At 34.1% G+C, this 16,497-nt stretch carries 15 protein-coding genes and 1 tRNA gene; 6 read left to right on the forward strand and 10 right to left on the reverse strand.

Annotation, left to right across the window (positions count from 1 at the left end; translation table 11 throughout):
• The first annotated feature begins 12 nt into the window (after nucleotides 1-12).
• A complete protein-coding gene (locus FS935_RS10770; RefSeq protein WP_146948384.1) occupies nucleotides 13-789 on the forward strand; it encodes a sulfite exporter TauE/SafE family protein in 777 nt (258 codons plus the stop codon).
• Nucleotides 790-950: 161 nt separating this feature from the next.
• On the opposite strand, the gene FS935_RS10775 is transcribed toward FS935_RS10770, so the two are convergent.
• A tRNA-Ala gene (locus FS935_RS10775) sits at nucleotides 951-1,023 on the reverse strand.
• 193 nt (nucleotides 1,024-1,216) lie between these two features.
• Between FS935_RS10775 and FS935_RS10780 the strand changes: the two genes are divergently transcribed.
• Nucleotides 1,217-2,350 carry a restriction endonuclease gene (locus FS935_RS10780; RefSeq protein ID WP_146948386.1) on the forward strand — a complete coding sequence of 378 codons (1,134 nt, stop codon included), beginning with the start codon at nucleotides 1,217-1,219 and terminating at the stop codon, nucleotides 2,348-2,350.
• Between the two features lie 283 nt (nucleotides 2,351-2,633).
• Here FS935_RS10780 and FS935_RS10785 read toward each other — a convergent pair whose 3' ends face one another.
• From FS935_RS10785 to FS935_RS10800, 4 genes are all read right to left on the reverse strand, one after another.
• Entirely contained in the window at nucleotides 2,634-3,152 is a 519-nt protein-coding gene (locus tag FS935_RS10785) for a CarD family transcriptional regulator (protein ID WP_439116633.1), read from the reverse strand.
• Between the two features lie 192 nt (nucleotides 3,153-3,344).
• Nucleotides 3,345-3,707 carry a DUF2188 domain-containing protein gene (locus FS935_RS10790; RefSeq protein ID WP_146948390.1) on the reverse strand — a complete coding sequence of 121 codons (363 nt, stop codon included), beginning with the start codon at nucleotides 3,705-3,707 and terminating at the stop codon, nucleotides 3,345-3,347.
• Between the two features lie 14 nt (nucleotides 3,708-3,721).
• Nucleotides 3,722-4,618 carry a mechanosensitive ion channel family protein gene (locus tag FS935_RS10795; RefSeq protein ID WP_146948392.1) on the reverse strand — a complete coding sequence of 299 codons (897 nt, stop codon included), beginning with the start codon at nucleotides 4,616-4,618 and terminating at the stop codon, nucleotides 3,722-3,724.
• A 25-nt stretch (nucleotides 4,619-4,643) separates the two neighbouring features.
• Nucleotides 4,644-4,931 carry a thiamine-binding protein gene (locus FS935_RS10800; RefSeq protein ID WP_146948394.1) on the reverse strand — a complete coding sequence of 96 codons (288 nt, stop codon included), beginning with the start codon at nucleotides 4,929-4,931 and terminating at the stop codon, nucleotides 4,644-4,646.
• A 227-nt stretch (nucleotides 4,932-5,158) separates the two neighbouring features.
• Between FS935_RS10800 and FS935_RS10805 the strand changes: the two genes are divergently transcribed.
• Together FS935_RS10805 and FS935_RS10810 are read left to right on the forward strand one after the other, a co-directional pair.
• On the forward strand, nucleotides 5,159-6,886 hold the full coding sequence (locus FS935_RS10805; RefSeq protein ID WP_146948460.1) for an ABC transporter ATP-binding protein: 1,728 nt from the start codon (nucleotides 5,159-5,161) through the stop codon (nucleotides 6,884-6,886).
• Nucleotides 6,883-8,709 (forward strand): ABC transporter ATP-binding protein, encoded by a 1,827-nt coding sequence (locus tag FS935_RS10810; protein ID WP_146948396.1) that lies wholly within the window; start codon nucleotides 6,883-6,885, stop codon nucleotides 8,707-8,709. The genes FS935_RS10805 and FS935_RS10810 overlap by 4 nt, the downstream gene beginning before the upstream one ends.
• Nucleotides 8,710-9,057: 348 nt before the next feature.
• Here the strand turns inward: FS935_RS10810 and FS935_RS10815 are convergent, their stop codons facing one another.
• A complete protein-coding gene (locus tag FS935_RS10815) occupies nucleotides 9,058-10,446 on the reverse strand; it encodes a protoporphyrinogen oxidase (RefSeq protein ID WP_146948398.1) in 1,389 nt (462 codons plus the stop codon).
• 220 nt (nucleotides 10,447-10,666) lie between these two features.
• On the opposite strand from FS935_RS10815, the gene FS935_RS10820 reads away from it, so the two are divergent.
• Nucleotides 10,667-11,362 carry a hypothetical protein gene (locus FS935_RS10820; RefSeq protein ID WP_146948400.1) on the forward strand — a complete coding sequence of 232 codons (696 nt, stop codon included), beginning with the start codon at nucleotides 10,667-10,669 and terminating at the stop codon, nucleotides 11,360-11,362.
• A gap of 367 nt (nucleotides 11,363-11,729) precedes the next feature.
• Here the strand turns inward: FS935_RS10820 and FS935_RS10825 are convergent, their stop codons facing one another.
• Complete coding sequence (locus tag FS935_RS10825; protein ID WP_240050886.1) at nucleotides 11,730-13,070, reverse strand: GDSL-type esterase/lipase family protein; 1,341 nt, start codon at nucleotides 13,068-13,070, stop codon at nucleotides 11,730-11,732.
• 27 nt (nucleotides 13,071-13,097) lie between these two features.
• Nucleotides 13,098-13,601, reverse strand: a complete 504-nt coding sequence (locus FS935_RS10830; protein ID WP_146948404.1) for a DinB family protein — start codon at nucleotides 13,599-13,601, stop codon at nucleotides 13,098-13,100.
• A 183-nt stretch (nucleotides 13,602-13,784) separates the two neighbouring features.
• Between FS935_RS10830 and FS935_RS10835 the strand changes: the two genes are divergently transcribed.
• The gene (locus FS935_RS10835; RefSeq protein ID WP_146948406.1) at nucleotides 13,785-14,693 is read left to right on the forward strand and encodes a DMT family transporter; all 909 of its coding nucleotides are present in this window, start codon (nucleotides 13,785-13,787) and stop codon (nucleotides 14,691-14,693) included.
• On the opposite strand, the gene FS935_RS10840 is transcribed toward FS935_RS10835, so the two are convergent.
• Both FS935_RS10840 and FS935_RS10845 read right to left on the reverse strand, forming a co-directional pair.
• On the reverse strand, nucleotides 14,690-15,829 hold the full coding sequence (locus tag FS935_RS10840) for a peptidase MA family metallohydrolase (RefSeq protein WP_158638595.1): 1,140 nt from the start codon (nucleotides 15,827-15,829) through the stop codon (nucleotides 14,690-14,692). The genes FS935_RS10835 and FS935_RS10840 overlap by 4 nt on opposite strands.
• A gap of 183 nt (nucleotides 15,830-16,012) precedes the next feature.
• Complete coding sequence (locus FS935_RS10845) at nucleotides 16,013-16,201, reverse strand: hypothetical protein (protein ID WP_146948409.1); 189 nt, start codon at nucleotides 16,199-16,201, stop codon at nucleotides 16,013-16,015.
• Between the last annotated feature and the right edge of the window lie 296 nt (nucleotides 16,202-16,497).

A 16,497-nucleotide genomic window follows, 5' to 3' on the forward strand; every position in this document is an offset into this window, starting at 1 on the left:
GGGGTAAGAGACATGGAAATAGGGTTTATTATTACAATCTTCTTAATCGGATTTATAGGTTCATATATTTCAGGTATGTTAGGAATTGGCGGTTCTATTATTAAATATCCAATGCTCTTATATATTCCACCATTATTTGGATTAGCAGCATTTAGTGCTCATGAAGTTTCGGGTATCAGTGCTGTCCAAGTATTTTTTGCGACTATCGGTGGTGTTTGGGCATATCGAAAAGGCGGATATTTAAATAAAACACTTATTACTTATATGGGAGCAAGTATATTAGTAGGCAGCTTTATAGGAGGATATGGATCCAAATTAATGTCTGAAGGAGGCATTAATCTTACTTATGGAGTGTTAGCTTTAATTGCTGCAGTGATGATGTTTATTCCTAAAAAGGGAATTGATGATATTCCACTGGATCAAGTGAAATTTAACAAGTGGCTCGCAGCTATTTTAGCGCTAATTGTTGGGGTAGGTGCAGGAATTGTGGGTGCAGCAGGAGCTTTTTTACTAGTACCAATCATGTTAGTTGTATTAAAAATTCCCACTCGTATGACGATTGCTTCATCTTTAGCTATCACTTTTATCTCTTCAATTGGAGCAACTGTAGGGAAAGTCACGACTGGGCAAGTAGATTATGCTCCAGCAGCAATTATGGTTATTGCGAGTTTAATTGCATCACCGCTAGGAGCAATGGCAGGGAAAAAGGTAAATACAAAAGTTTTACAAGGTATTCTAGCTCTATTAATTTTTGCAACGGCTATTAAAATCTGGTTGGATATTATTTAAACTTCATATTATATGCAGTTGAAGATATTAAATAAAAAACCTAACGATACGGTTCATATGCTATTGAACCGTATTTTTATGGGCTAATTACACTGGCGGATGCCCAGAGTACAACGACGAAAACCCTTGATTTATCAAGGGTTTTCGTCGTTGTGTAAGTATGGAGCATAGCGGGATCGAACCGCTGACCTCTACGCTGCCAGCGTAGCGCTCTCCCAGCTGAGCTAATACCCCGTAAAATAAAGATTTACCATTTTGAACTTTGATAAGATCATATGTTTATTTTAATTTCTTAGTGTGGATTGGTCAAGGGTAACATGAAATGTATATCGTTCAAGAAGTTTACACTCTACTATTCACTAATAATATAATTCTCAATCTCTAGATGGTAAAATATAACGACATACCTAGAAAATGGAGTTGTATTATGAAAAGAACTTATATGACACAAAAAGCTTTGTCTAACAGAGTAGGTTGGTCTGAAGCAAATGGTAGAAGATGGATTAAGATATTTAAAGAATTTATTCCTGTTAAGAATGAAGGTAGTACAAAATTATTTACTGAAGAGTCGTATGAAATTCTCTCCATAATTAAAGAGATGAGTGAACGTGGTTATACAAGTAATGAAATACTAGAGATTATTAAAAAGAATGGTGTACCTAAAAATTCGCAAATTCTACAAGACCTGATGAAGAATAACAATGTAGTTAAAATTGAAGATAAAATTCTTGCTAACTCGTTACCAAATCAAAAAGAACTCGTCATTGGATTGTTAAATTTTATTAAAGATAAAAAGCCATATACTACTACAATGATTAATGAAGGAGTTGCACAACACTTCTCTCTAACAGATGAACAAAAAAGCTTGAACTACCCGGATAGTAAGGAATTTATTTTCTCACATAGGATGAGATTGGCGAGGTATTCATTAAAGAAAGAAGAGTATATTGAAGAAGTAAGTAAATACACTTATCAAATTACTGATGATGGATTACAACTTCTATCTGATGATTTGGATGACGTTAAGGAAGAAATTGATGAGCTGGAAAACGTAGTGGATCCCTTTGATATCATCCAGGAAAAAGTTGAAGAAATTGAAAATGACTTAGTTATAGACTTAATTGATCATTTAAAACAAGCGCACTGGAGAAGGTTAGAAACAATAGTGGTAGAACTCTTAACTGCTATGGGATATGGTGACGGTCAAGTGACTGAGAAAACGAATGATGGTGGCTTAGATGGTGTGATTAAAGAGGATAAACTGGGTCTTGATAATATTTATGTCCAAGCAAAAAAATGGGAAAATACTGTTGGGAGACCAGAAGTGATGAGCTTTTCTGGAGCGTTAGATGGAAAGGGTGCTAGAAAAGGTATATTTATCACAACATCCAGCTTTACAAGAGGTGCTATAGATTATGTTGAACGATTGGAAAGTAAAAAAATTATCCTTATAGATGGTAAGCGACTTGCAAAATTAATGATAGAGAACAATATTGGCGTAAGTCTTAAGAAAAGATTTATCGTAAAAGAAGTTGATTTTTCATACTTTGAAGGTGAATGATCGGCTGTTGAAATTCTTTACTAGTAAAAGGAATCTGCGAAAAAGTGCGGAGCGAACAGGATTAGATACCATGGTAGCGCAGGTCAGGATAAAACCATATTAATTTGCATTCAAAAAACCCCTACAAACTAATTAAAGTCCATAGGGATCCAAATATTCATCTATAAGAATGTAAAATACACTGTGAAAAAGAAAAACTGGTTCATTGGGTAATACATGGTGAGGAAAAGTACTTTTAAAAATAAGCGGAGAATGAACAAAGTTGAGGAAAGCTAACTTTGAATTAAATAGCAGCCGCTGCTACTGGATCTTTCAATAAGTTACTTGCTTGAACTTCAGAAATGCCTCTTATGATGCCTAATTCACTTACTAGCATTTTCTTTGCGTTGTCTAGCATTTGTTTTTCACTTGAATTTAGGGCTTTGTCATTTTGAATTCGCATTAAGTCACGTACCACTTCAGCACTTTCCTGAAATTTTCCTGTTTTCATTTTATCTGAGTTAATTTTATATCTTTGTTTCCAAGTTAGTGATGAATCTGATTCGCCATTGTGGAAAATATCCAAAATGTTTTTTATCGCTTGATCATCTGCAACAGACCGTATGTGTGAATTTTTGATTTTCTTTAAAGGGATGAGTACCTGCATGTTGTTCATTGGAATTTTGATAACGAAATATTGCTGAATTTCTCCTTGGATCTCTTTATCTTCAATTCCTTCAATGATTCCTGCGCCATGCATAGGGTACATAATATGATCACCAATTTTAAACAAATAATCCACCTCCGTGTAATGTATTATCATCATAACACGATTGTGAAATTTTATCAAATTTTTAATAATATCATTTATTGTAAAGCGGTGTCAACAGTTTTGTGCTACCTTTTAAAAAGTATTTTCAAAGGTAGCAATTATATAGAAAAAACTCAATAATATTGGAAAAAAATAGCGGATTCCATGAAAGGAAAACCGCTTTTGGTGGAAATATCTATATTTCTAATTTGCATATTGAACTCGTTCAAATGTACCGTCACGCCTGTGGATGGTTAATTGAACATTTTTGTCTTTAATAAGATCACGCGCTTTATTCATTGCCTTTTCTTTTGTTGAAAATACCTCAGTTACACGTGTTGCATTTTCTCTTTTAATTGCCCACTCATCATTATGAGGCACAATGTGGTATGGAAGGTCTTCGCTAGAATCGTTCATTTTTTCAGCTTGAGAAATGGCAATAGCAATAGCACGTCCTTCTGCATAATCATCATCTAGTAGTGCATTTGCAATTTCAATTGCTTTGTTTCTTGTTTCTGGAGTCAAATTTTTCATCGATTCTGGATAATCTTCTTTTGTCCAACTCATCATAATCCTCTCCTTTATTTTAGATTAACATCAACAGTAGGAGCACCTACTAAGTCAAATGTAGCTGAAGCAAATTCAATATTATTTGGACTATTATCTATTTCTTCAAGGATTCTTGTGTATAGGAGATCCTTTGTTGTTCTTCGTGAACGATATTCTGAAACATAACGAAGTGTATATTCAACCCAATTGTCATTTGCGGCTATAGTGACCATCGATTGTGTGCTAGCATCTTCAATAAGGAATTTCTTCAACATTTCTTCCCAATCCTGTCTAGCTTTATTAGCATAATCACCAGTAACTTCTTGACCTATGGTAGAGATTATCTTCTTTGCTTGTTGATAATCACTACCATATTTAATAGGTATTTTAATTTCATCCCATAAAAACGGGAAATCATTTGAATAGTTATAAACAGGTTCTTTAAAGACAAAGCTATTTGCTACTCTTACAATCCGTCCATTATATAAATCACCATCAACCCATTCATTGACTTCCATGATCGTTGTTCTTAAAACACCAAGGTCTATAACATCGCCTTTAATGCCACCCATCTTCACTCGGTCACCTGTTTTGAAGATGTTTCCGACTAAAATCGATATCCACCCTGCGATACTGATGATTACTTCTTGTAGAGCAAATGCGATACCAGCACTTGCTACACCAAGCACAACAGTTATCCCGCCGAGCTGATCACTATAAACTATTGCAATAAATATTAAAGCTACAACATATCCAATGATATTAATGAGCTTTCTTGTTTTATACCGGTTATCATAATCTTTTACATATTTGCTTACACTTTTTTGTAGCAATCTGAAGATAACCACGATAATTGTTATACCGATTATTACGATCGCGATTTTTGTTAATAACATATTAGAAAGTAATGATTTAATGCTTTCTTCCATAAAATTCTCCTACTCTATCAGTAAATTATGATAGATGTGTTAGTTTATTAGCAATTGAAATTCCATCTGGTTTATAGTGAAGTTTAATATTTGTTAAAACTTCTGTTGCTCCCATTTCAATTCCAACCTGTTGTGTGGTTTTAATCAATAACATAATGTCATCAAAATTACCTTCAACAACGGTTTCCATTGGACCAACTTCATATTTTAAGCCGGATGCTTTAATCACGTCGACCATTTGAGGAATAACACCATCTGTATTCATATCCTTGCCATTTGGTAGAACTTGAAATCCTGCAGTTACAGTTGCCATTATCATTCTCCTTTCTGATCATTTATTTATCCTTTACCTTTAATAGAAACATAATAAACATAGATAATAGAAAGAAGAGAGGAATCGTGTAGGAAAAATTAAACAATATTGATGATTGAATTCGTCATACACATTTCACTTATCTTAGATAACATTTCATTAGGTGAAAGAAGTTGAAATGGACTATAATGAGAAAAGTGATAATGATAAATAAGAAGGTGAAAAAAATGATAGAAATGCTAAAACATCTTAAACCATATCGAACAAAGCTTATATTTGTTTTGGTATTCTCGTTAGCGGCCATATTATTTGAATTGTATTTACCAACATTAATGGCTGATATCGTTGATGTAGGTATTGTGAATCAAGATGTGCCCTTTATTTTAAGAACAGGTGCCTTGATGCTTTTTTGTTCATTTATGGCGATCGTATTAATGGTTGGAGTTAGTTATTTTGCTTCAAAAGTTTCATTAGGCTTTGGAAGAGATATGAGAAGAAAAATTTTCGTGCACGTTGAGCATTTTTCATTGCAGGAGTATGAAAAATTCGGCTCAGCATCACTTATTACAAGAACAACAAATGATGTAAAAGTTGTTCAAGATGTGATTAATATGATGCAGCGTATGATGACAAGAGCTCCTTTAATGTTAGTCGGAGGGGTATTGCTTGCGGTATCAAGAGATCGGTATTTATCTCTTATCTTCCTTGCTGCATTACCCGTTTTGGCACTTGTGATTTTTGTTGTTGCTCGAAAAGCGATTCCGCTTTTTTCTTCTTTACAGAAAAAAACAGATCGCTTAACACTCATTCTTAGAGAGGCATTAACAGGGATACGTGTTGTAAGAGCTTTTAACCGAGTTGATTATGAAAAAAATCGCTTCAATATAGCAAATGAGGATTTTCGTGATACTGGTATTAAAGTTGGAAAGTTAATGGCATTTATGTTTCCGATCATGCTTATTATTATGAACTTTACAAATATCGCGATTGTATGGTTTGGTGCGATCCGCATTGAACAAGGTGATATGCAGGTTGGAAACTTATTGGCTTTTATTCAATATGCAGCGATGATATTAATGTCTTTAATCATGCTTTCAATGGCGTTTATTATGATTCCTCGAGCACAAGTTTCCGCAAAACGATTAAATGAGGTTTTAATGACGAAACCTTTGATAAAAGATCCAATAAATGAAGAATTTGCAGAGGATGAGGCAGGTCTCATTGAATTTAACTCAGTGATATTTCGTTATGAAGGAGCGGAAAAACCTGTTCTTGAGGATATTTCCTTTGTAGCGAAACCTGGTGAAACAACAGCGATCATTGGTAGCACTGGTGCTGGTAAATCAACACTTCTCCAATTAATTCCTCGTTTTTATGATGTGGAAAGTGGATCAATCACAATTGATGGCGTGAATATCCAAAACATGCTACAAAGCACACTTCGAGGGAAAATTGGTTATGTCCCACAAAAGGCGACATTATTTAGTGGGACCATTGCTGAAAATATGCGCTATGGAAACGATCAAGCTGGTGAGGGAGAAATACGTGAAGCACTTAAAACGGCTCAGGCGCTTGATTTTGTTGAAAAAAGAGAAAAAGGGATGCATAGCAAGCTAGAGCAAGCTGGCTCTAATCTTTCTGGAGGTCAAAAACAGCGTTTATCCATTGCTCGTTCACTCGTAAGAAAGCCAAAGATTTATCTTTTTGATGATAGCTTTTCTGCACTAGATTATCAAACAGATCGTAAATTACGTGATGCTTTAAAACAAGAAACAGCTAGTGCAACGATTCTTATTGTTGCACAAAGAGTAAATACGGTTAAGAATGCGGAAAAGATTATTGTGTTGAATGACGGGAAAATTGCTGGAATAGGAACACATACAGAGCTATTAAACGATAATACCATCTACCAGGAAATTGTTGCTTCACAGCAAAATGGGGAGGTGGGCGCATGAGTGAAAGAAGATCAGGCCCAATGATGAGACATGGTCAGGGAATGACAGTTGAAAAACCTAAGGACTTTAAGAAAGCTTTTAAAAGACTTTTGAGTTATTTAAAACCATGGAAAAATAAGATGATCCTTGTTACACTAGCTGCAATTTTATCAACACTATTTAATGTCATTAGTCCTAAACTATTAGGAGATGCGACATCATCTATTTTTGATAGCTTTACATCTGGACGTTCTATTGATTTTGATTTTATATCTAGAATTCTTTTTCTATTAATTGGTTTATATATTCTTTCATCATTGTTTTCCTATATACAACAATATATTATGGCAGGAATTGCTCAACGAACAGTTGCACAGCTTCGTAAAGAAGTAAATGAAAAGCTGTCACGGTTACCACTTCGTTATTTTGATCAACATTCACATGGTGACTTATTAAGTAGAGCAGTAAATGATATTGATAATATTAATACCTCCTTACAGCAAGCTCTTACTCAAATTATAAACTCGGTGATCTCGATTATTGGAATTATCATAATGATGTTGGTTATTAGTCCACTATTAACATTGGTTGTATTAGTAACCATTCCACTTAGCTTAATGGTTGCGAGATTTATTACGAAGTTTTCACAAAGGCATTTTGTCAAACAACAAGAAGAGCTTGGAACAATTAATGGTCATATCGAAGAAATGTTTACTGGTCACCAGGTTGTAAAAGCTTTTGGTCATGAAAAGAAATCAATTTCCGAGTTCGATGAAATTAATGATCGATTGTATCAGTCAAGCTGGAAAGCACAGTTTATATCAGGCTTAATGATGCCGCTAATGGGATTTGTAGGAAATCTAGGGTTTATTATCGTCTCCATTTCAGGTGGATTACTTGTTTTAAATGGAAGTATACGCGTAGGTGATGTTCAGGCGTTTATTCAATACACTCAGCAAATTTCACAACCATTAGCACAGGCAGCTGGAATAGCAAATATGATACAAGTAGCAATAGCTTCTGCTGAACGTGTTTTCACATTATTGGATGAAGAAGAAGAAATTCAAGAAAAAGATACGTCGGTTAAGACAGATTCGCTTAAGGGTCATGTTAGTTTTGAGCATGTTAAATTTGGCTATGAACCAAATCAGCTAATTATCAATGATGTTAGTCTTGAAGTGAAGGAAGGACAAACGGTTGCAATTGTTGGACCTACAGGTGCTGGGAAAACAACAATTGTCAATTTATTAATGAGATTTTATGAGTTGAATCAAGGTAGCATTAAAATCGATGGAGTTAACTTAACAGATATGAGTAAAGAACAGGTTCGCAGTCTTTACGCAATGGTTTTACAAGACACATGGCTTTTTAATGGAACAATACGAGAAAATATCGCATATGGAAATGAAGGAGCGACAGATAAAGATATCGAAAATGCAGCAAAAAATGCTTATGCTGATGACTTTATTCGTACTCTTCCAGATGGTTATGAAACTGTACTTGGTGAAGATGCAACAAACCTTTCTCAAGGACAACGTCAGCTGCTCACGATTGCAAGAGCGATTATTGCTAAGCCGAAAATCCTCCTTCTTGATGAAGCAACAAGTAGTGTTGACACAAGAACAGAAATGAAAATACAAAAAGCAATGACAGAGCTCTTAGAAGGAAGAACAAGCTTTGTAATTGCCCATCGTTTATCAACAATTCGTGATGCTGATCTTATTCTTGTAATGAAGGATGGAGACATTATTGAAAAAGGCTCACATGAGGAATTATTAAGCCTTGATGGGTTTTATGCTGATTTATATAATAGCCAATTTTCGCAAAATGAGTCCGCTTCATAAGAAAGAGGCTGGAACATGAGTATTTAAGCTAATGATAAACCCAAATTATTAGGTGATTTTTCAATTAATCATTCGCCTAATAGTTTGGTTTTTATTTGCGTCTTTAATAGTTTTTTGATTTTGTATACTATTTTTAAGAACCAGTGGAATGTAGCGGAAGACACTCGACTCCTACGGGAATAGAGGAAAGGCTGAGACCCCGCAGGCGTAGCTGAGGAGGCTCAGCTTCCTCCCCGTGGAAAGCGAGTGTCTGCAGCGCAATGGAACGAACTTGTTTCTTTCAACTTTACTGAGTTTAGACTTTTTCGTCTAATTGTATGAATTCTTTAAATATGTCCCAGCTTCTTTCTATTTCAGTGAACTTATAATTTTTTCAGCAGTTTCTTTCCCATTTTTAATACAAGCGCCAATCCCAACTCCGAAATAAGAAGCACCAGCTAAGTAGGTGTTAGGATAAAGACTGGTTAATTTTTCATTCAAAGCTGTGACCGCTTTATTATGCTCAAGATGGTAATTTGGCATTAGGTCAAGCCAGTTTGTTACCTTTACAGATGTTGGTGTAACGTTTAATTTTAGGCTTTTTTCGATATCTTGTAATGCCACTTTTACAAGCTCTTCTTCAGACAAATCCTTTATCTTCTTATAAGAAGGATTCGAAGCTTTATAAAAAAGTCGAACCAATAGATTTTGTTTTTCTGATGTATGAGCCCATTTTTTACTTGTCCAAGTACAAGCATCACAATGTAAATCACTGTTTTCCGTGACGATAAAACCTGTTCCATTAGCCGGAAGCTCTTTGTCAGGTATTTGGAAGCCAAGGTAAATACTAATAAGTGATGAGTTTTTTAATTTATTAAATTCAGTATCAAGATCATGGTTATTTAATAACTGCTGTGTCACATTATGAGGTGTTGATAATACAACATAATCAGCAGAAATAGGTGAAGAATTTTCAATGCTAATTTCGTAACGATCATTTTTCTTGCTGATGTCTAAGGTTTTCACACCCTTTAATATTGTTGCTGATGTTAATTGATTTTCTAGAGTGTCAATCATACAAGAAAGTCCATTTTTAAAAGAAAGAAACTTTTTATTATTTGCTGATTGGAATTTTTCTTTGTTTTGAGACATGCCCCGAATGATACTGCCATATTCATTTTTATAATCTACTAAATAAGGAAGTGTTGATGACATTGTTAGTTTGTTTAGGCTACCAGAATAGACACCTGAAAGCACAGGAGAAATTTGTTTTTCTACAATCTCTTTACCTAAAAAGCTTTCTAAAAACTCACCAACAGAACTTTCTTTTGTGTAGTGCTGATTTTTAGTGAAAAAGTCTTTTAAAGCTGTTACTTTCCCTTTAGGAGAAATTAATGTACTGCTAAATAAAGACTTTACACTAGTTGGTATGCCGAACACCGTGTCGGCTGGAATTGGTTTTAGCTTGTTATCTGTATAAATATAGGAAATTCCTGTTTCGTTATAAACAACTTCATTTTCTAAATGTAAATCTTCTATTAAAGGTAAAACACCTTCATTTCTAGCAACTATTGAGTCCGCACCAGTTTCCATAATAAATTCGTCATGTTTATGGGTTTTGATTTTACCGCCCAATTGATTACTTTCCTCAACTAGCACTAAATTCAAGTCGAGCTTTTCCTTTTGAGCATATTTTTGTAAATAATGCATAGTTGTTAGGCCGGTAATTCCTCCTCCTATAACAACAGCCGTTTTCATGTTAGTCACTCCTCATTGATCGTGAATCCTAATTAAAGTCTAGTTTATATAATGTTCATTATATATCTTATTTGTAAGCGACACATAATTCTTCCATGAATTTTCACAAATACACAACAGTTTGTTAACAATTTATTCATAACTTTGGACAATCTAAGGAAGTCTACAAATATGCAGTAAGGTTTACATATTTGGTTTAAAAATTGAAGGAGGTCATTAAGTGAAGAAGAAGTTTGTTCCGTTCCTAATGGTGAGTGCATTAACATTTGGGTTTATTAGTGTGGAATCTGCATTTGCAGCTGAAGAAATACCACCATCAGAGCTGAAGCAACATAGTGAAGAAGTGCATAATCATGATAAAGATCACGGTATGAAGCTGGAATATCTCCAGAAAAGAGCAGAAGAATTAGGTATTACCACAGAGGGCAAAGATAAGAAGCAGCTTTTAAAAGAAATTCATGAAAAAATTGTGATTGAAAAAGCAAAGCAGCTTGGAATTAATACAGATGGAAAAGATGTTGATGCTTTAGCAAAAGAAGTGTATGAAACACTTGTTATAAAAAAAGCTAAAGAATTAAGCATTAATACAGAAGGTAAAAATATAGATGAATTATCAAAAGAAGTTTTTGAAGCAAGTGTGATGAAAGATGCGGAAGAATTAGGCATTGAGACGGACGGAAAAGATCTAAAAGAGCTAGCCATAGCAGTTAGAGATAAAAAGGTTAAACAAACGGCTGAGAAATTAGGAATGGATGTTACTGATTTATCAACTAGAGAGATCATGCATGAAATTTTTGAAAATCATGCAGAGGAAGCAAAAAAACAAAAGCTATTTCCTTTCGATGGTGAAAATGACTTTCATTTTGGCATGCATAAAGGTAGATTTCATAAAGACAAACATCATCATAAAGAATAACAAAGAGGCTGGGACATAATTAAAGAAATCATTCAAAAAGACGAATAAACCTAAATTCAGTTAAGGTGAAAGAAACAAGTTCGTTCCATTGCGCTGCAGACATAAGATTCGCCGGGGAGGAAGCTAAGCCTCCTCGTAAGCTGCGCACCTGTGGGGTCTCAGCCTTTCCTCTGCACCCGCAGGAGTCAAATGTCTTCCGCAACATTACACTAGTTCTTAAAAATAGTATGCAAAATCAAAAAACATTGAAGACTGCAAATCAAAACCCGAACTATTAGGCGAATATTTAATTGACATATCACCTAATAATTCGGGTTTTTCATTAGCTTAAATACTTATGTCTCATCTTCTTCTCAACTCATACTTACTATTCTATTTTACTTGATTTAATTTTGCGCTTTCGTTGCGTGATAAAAACTCCACCACCAACTCCTAATAAACACATTCCAGCTACTAAAAAGCTGTACATGTTTGTAGCTGTGTTTGGTAAGGCGTGTCCGTTTTTTACAACCGTTTGTTTTGGTTTTTCAACCTTTACCTTAACCGTTTCTTTTGGTTGAGTAGGTTTTGTTCCTTCGTTCTTTGGAGGTGCAACCTCATCTTTTGGCTTTTCAACCGGTTTTGTAACAGGAGGCTCTTTTTCATCTGGTTCCTCTTCAACAGGCTCTTCAACTTTAGGGACAATATTCTTAACTTCAAGTGTAATCACACTTTCAGATAGCGCTGTTTTTGCGTAAATTGAGTATGTTCCATTTTCCGTTACTTCAAAGGTATTTCCGGTGATCAAATTTCCTTCTTCTACAAAGTTATCTACACTTTTTTCGCCTGGTAGCCATTTTAAATGAATTAAATGTTCAATTTCCTCAATCGTGATCTTCACTGGATCTGAAGTTTGTTCTTCAGAAGGGTGTGATGCAACAATATTTACTGGTGGAAATAAGTCTAATAGCTTAGCTGTTGCAAGATCTGCTAAAATCTGTTGTCCCACTTTGTTCGGGTGAATATCTTCAGGAATAATATATTCTGCTTGTTTACCGTCATATGCTGAGTAAGAATCTAAATAATGTGAACCAGTATTACTTGCCATAGGGTTATAAACAGATGTATTCACTGATTCTGTTATTAAATTTCCTACTAAATAAAGTTGTGAAGAGATTGACTGCGGATCAGTATCAGGTCCGAATGGATTATATAAGGAATACAACAAAATTGGTGCATCTGTTTCTTGTTTAATTACGTTAATAATTGAAGAAAGGTTTTTTGTGATTTCTGCGGAGGTAGCTGCTACCTTTCCTTGAATTTCAGCAACATCAGCAGGATCTGTTAAAGACTTGCCTGATTTTATGAACTCTTGTAAATTAATAGCTTGTAGCAAATCGTTTGCCCCAATATTTAGCGTTACTACATCAGCTTGTTGTAGTTTTTCTTTAGAGATATCAAGAGAAACCGCACTTAATAATTCTCCAGAAGTCCACCCGGGATAACTCACATTTAATACTTCATTATGACTGTTGCCAATTAAAAATGGAAATGCAGATGGTGACTGTGTATTAGGGTCTTGATTATCGATTCCCCATCCCATCGTGATAGAATCACCTAATGAAACGATTGTTAATTTTTCATCTAATTCATTTGCAGAAGTTGCTGGAGTGATCGACATACCTATTAACAATAGTAGAAGTGATAGTGTTACTAGCTTTTTTATCATATTCAATTATATTTCTCTCCTTTTTAATTAAACGCTTTCATTTGTGATACTTTGTTTAATGTCAATAATTTGAGCGAGATGTCGTTTCTCATGATAGCCGATAAATTCAATCCACTGCTTAAGGGACAACTCTTTGAAAAATGGATGCTTGAACCTGCTTGTTGTTAAGTCTTTTTCAGAAGGAATCGAATCAATCAGCTGAAGTAATTGATTTCTAGATTGTGATAGAGAAGCTAAGATGTTCTGCTTTTCTATAATTTCGGTTGATGGTGAGATTGTGTCAGGTGCTGTTCTTTTCTGTGAGCGATCTAGCGTTAAAGCTAGTGGTTTGTCTGGAAGGTGATCTTGCTCTGGAAGTGTTAACATATAGGCAATTGCTCGTGTGATCTCAAGCTCTGTTTTTAATAAATGATCAAGCACTTGGGCGATACTCCATGAATACTCCGTTTGTTTCTCATTAAATAAGTGCTCAGGAATATCTTTAACAGTGTTTACTACCTCTTTCCGGGTTTCTTCAAGCTGTAAAATCATTATTTTCCTCCTTATTTATTCGTATTGTTTTTATTAAAAAGAGCTTGTCTAACTAGTAACTATTATACTATAAAGAAAATCCAATTCTTGTCATATTTATTCTACAAATTTCGCAATCTATTTTGTGGATGCATGTGATAAACTATCAGAGTTAAATTATTGAAACGTATGGAGGAAAATCATATGGATAGATCAAGACTTTATCCACTGTTAGCGTTAATAATTGGTGTTCTTGCTGTTTCAACATCTGCTATATTTGTTAAGCTAACATCGGCGCCGGCACCTGTAATCGCTTTTTATCGTTTATTTTTTTCTACTATACTTATCGCACCATTCTTTTTTATGAAAAATATAAGAGAAGTAAAGCTAATGACGAAAAAAGACTGGATTTACTCTATAATTGCTGGGGTATTTTTAGCTTTTCATTTTATTTTATGGTTTGAATCACTTAACTTTACATCTGTTGCAAGTTCCGTTGTTCTTGTAACATTACAGCCTTTGTTTGCCTTTATTGGTACGTATTTATTTTTTAAAGAAAAAGTCTCGAAAATAGCGTTATTTAGTGGAGCACTGGCTATAAGTGGAAGTGTCATTATAAGCTGGGGTGATTTTAAAATAAGCGGACTAGCTTTACTTGGGGATATTTTAGCGTTAGCGGCATGTGCAATGATTACGGCTTACTTATTGTTTGGACAGGGAATCAGGAAGCGTCATTCGTTAGGTCTCTACACATTCATTGTTTATGGAATAAGTTCGATTACATTGCTTTTTTATTGTTTATTACTACAATATCCTCTTGCACCATATCCAGTATCTGATTGGTACTATTTCCTATTGCTAGCGATTGTTCCTACATTATTGGGGCACTCTTTATTTAATTGGTCGTTAAAATGGGTAAGTACGAATACTATTTCGATTATGATTTTATTCGAACCAGTAGGAGCAATTGCTCTAGCCTACTATTTACTAGATGAAAAAGTATTTCTGACGCAAATAATAGGAAGCACTGTTATTATGATTGGAATCTTGTTATTTTTGCTTGAAAAGCACGTAATAAAACGATCGTCGAAAGTTTTGAAGCCTGCTAGCTAAAAGTTTGCAGGCTTATTTAGTGATTGTTTCTTAGCGTCTTTCACATATAATTTTTGTAACTCCTCTATTGTAAAACCTGTTGCAGTACTAAATCCTTTTTCAAAATCATTAACCTTTGCTGTTTCTTCAATAATTGTTTTAATAATAGATTCCCCGTACTGATTCACTATGAACTGAATGGCATAATAGCTTTGAGTGTAAACATCAAAGTCATTTAAGCGGAATTTCTCCCAATCATTATGTGTAACTAGCTTCTTGAAATCAGCTTCTTCAAATGGAAAATACCTGTGATCAACATTATACATTCCAACATACTCGGCAACTCCTTCGTGAAACCAAAGGGGAATTCGATAAACATATAATCCTTGCTCCTTAACAAAAGCTTGAAGTCGATAATGGGTATATTCATGCATAATTGTGCTGCTAAAATAAAACGACTGTGGCATCTCATCTGAAAGGATGGATGGTAAATCAGTAATTGCCACACCGATTATATCGTTAGGATCATCAAAATAACCTATTGTTTGCTTTAATGACGTCTTTTCGTAAAGCTCATCAGTAGAAGAATGAAGAATTAAATCAATTTCATTATCATTTATAGGTCCGAATAGATCTGTTGTTACTTGATCAGCTTTATTCAAAACATCTTTAATAATTGGGAGCAGCTCTTTTTCATGATTTTGATAATAGATGGTTACATTTTTGTGGGTAGCTCTTTTTTTATCTTTTTTCATCTTATTATAATCTGTAGTTGATGTATTGTTTGTTTGGAGGGGAAGTGTATATAGTTCTAGTTTTTCTTTAATTGTAAGGTTTTGACCGAACTCAGTGGAAATAATCAAATTGACCGAAAAAAAATAAAAAGATACAACAAAAGAAATCAAAGTTAGTAATGAAACAGAAAGTCCACCTGAGATTTCTTTGAAAAATAAAAATTTGAAATTTCCCCTAGAACGAATCATTCTGAAAATTAGGTAACAAAGCAATCCAAATGTGCAAGCGATCAAAAAGGAGCTAATAACAAGACTAACCTTAATCGAAAATAGTATATAGAAAAAAAGTGAAATCATTAACATAAATATCATGTAACAAAGAAATTGAATGATCTTTTTGCAAACCTTTTTTAAAATGGTCAAAGCATCCTCCTAAAGGTTCTTTTAAATGATATCTATGAAGGATTCACGCAAAAAATAACATCATAAAAATTCTTGAATTATAAAAGTACGTCTTAATAAAAATTGTTACTACAATACAACAACTGTTTAGAAAAGAAATTTTCTTAATCATAGAAAAAACGCTATGCAAAAGCACAGCGCTGGTTAAATTTGTTGATAGAAAATTGAAGATAAATGAGCAAAGGTAAATCCTAATGGTATGCTTAAAATAAGTGGCAGACCTTGAACTGGACCTTCCTCATTGCTTATTCGGATTGCTTCCTTATATCCATAGGAAAAATGAAAGATTGATAATGAAAGTGATAATAACATAATTGCATAAGATATACTCATCGTTTCTCCTCCGCTTTTATACAATCTAGTTCTTCTATTAGTAGTAAATGTATAAGGAGTGAAAAATATGATAGTTTTTTGAAAGTTTTCCTACTAGATTTACAATTTTTTTACTAGTACTATTATTTTCTATTAAAGGAAGATAGAGATGAAGAGAAGAAACGTTCTGAGTACATCTTATTCGCAAAATAAAAACCCTAGCATCTAGGTGAACTGCACCCCAATTGTTAGAAACCATCTAACAATCGGAGGTGCAGTTTTTCTATGGCCAAATTTTCTACAGAAGATAAATTACA

The sequence above is a fragment of the Metabacillus litoralis genome, assembly GCF_007994985.1.
In the GTDB taxonomy this organism is placed as follows: Bacteria; Bacillota; Bacilli; order Bacillales; family Bacillaceae; genus Metabacillus; species Metabacillus litoralis.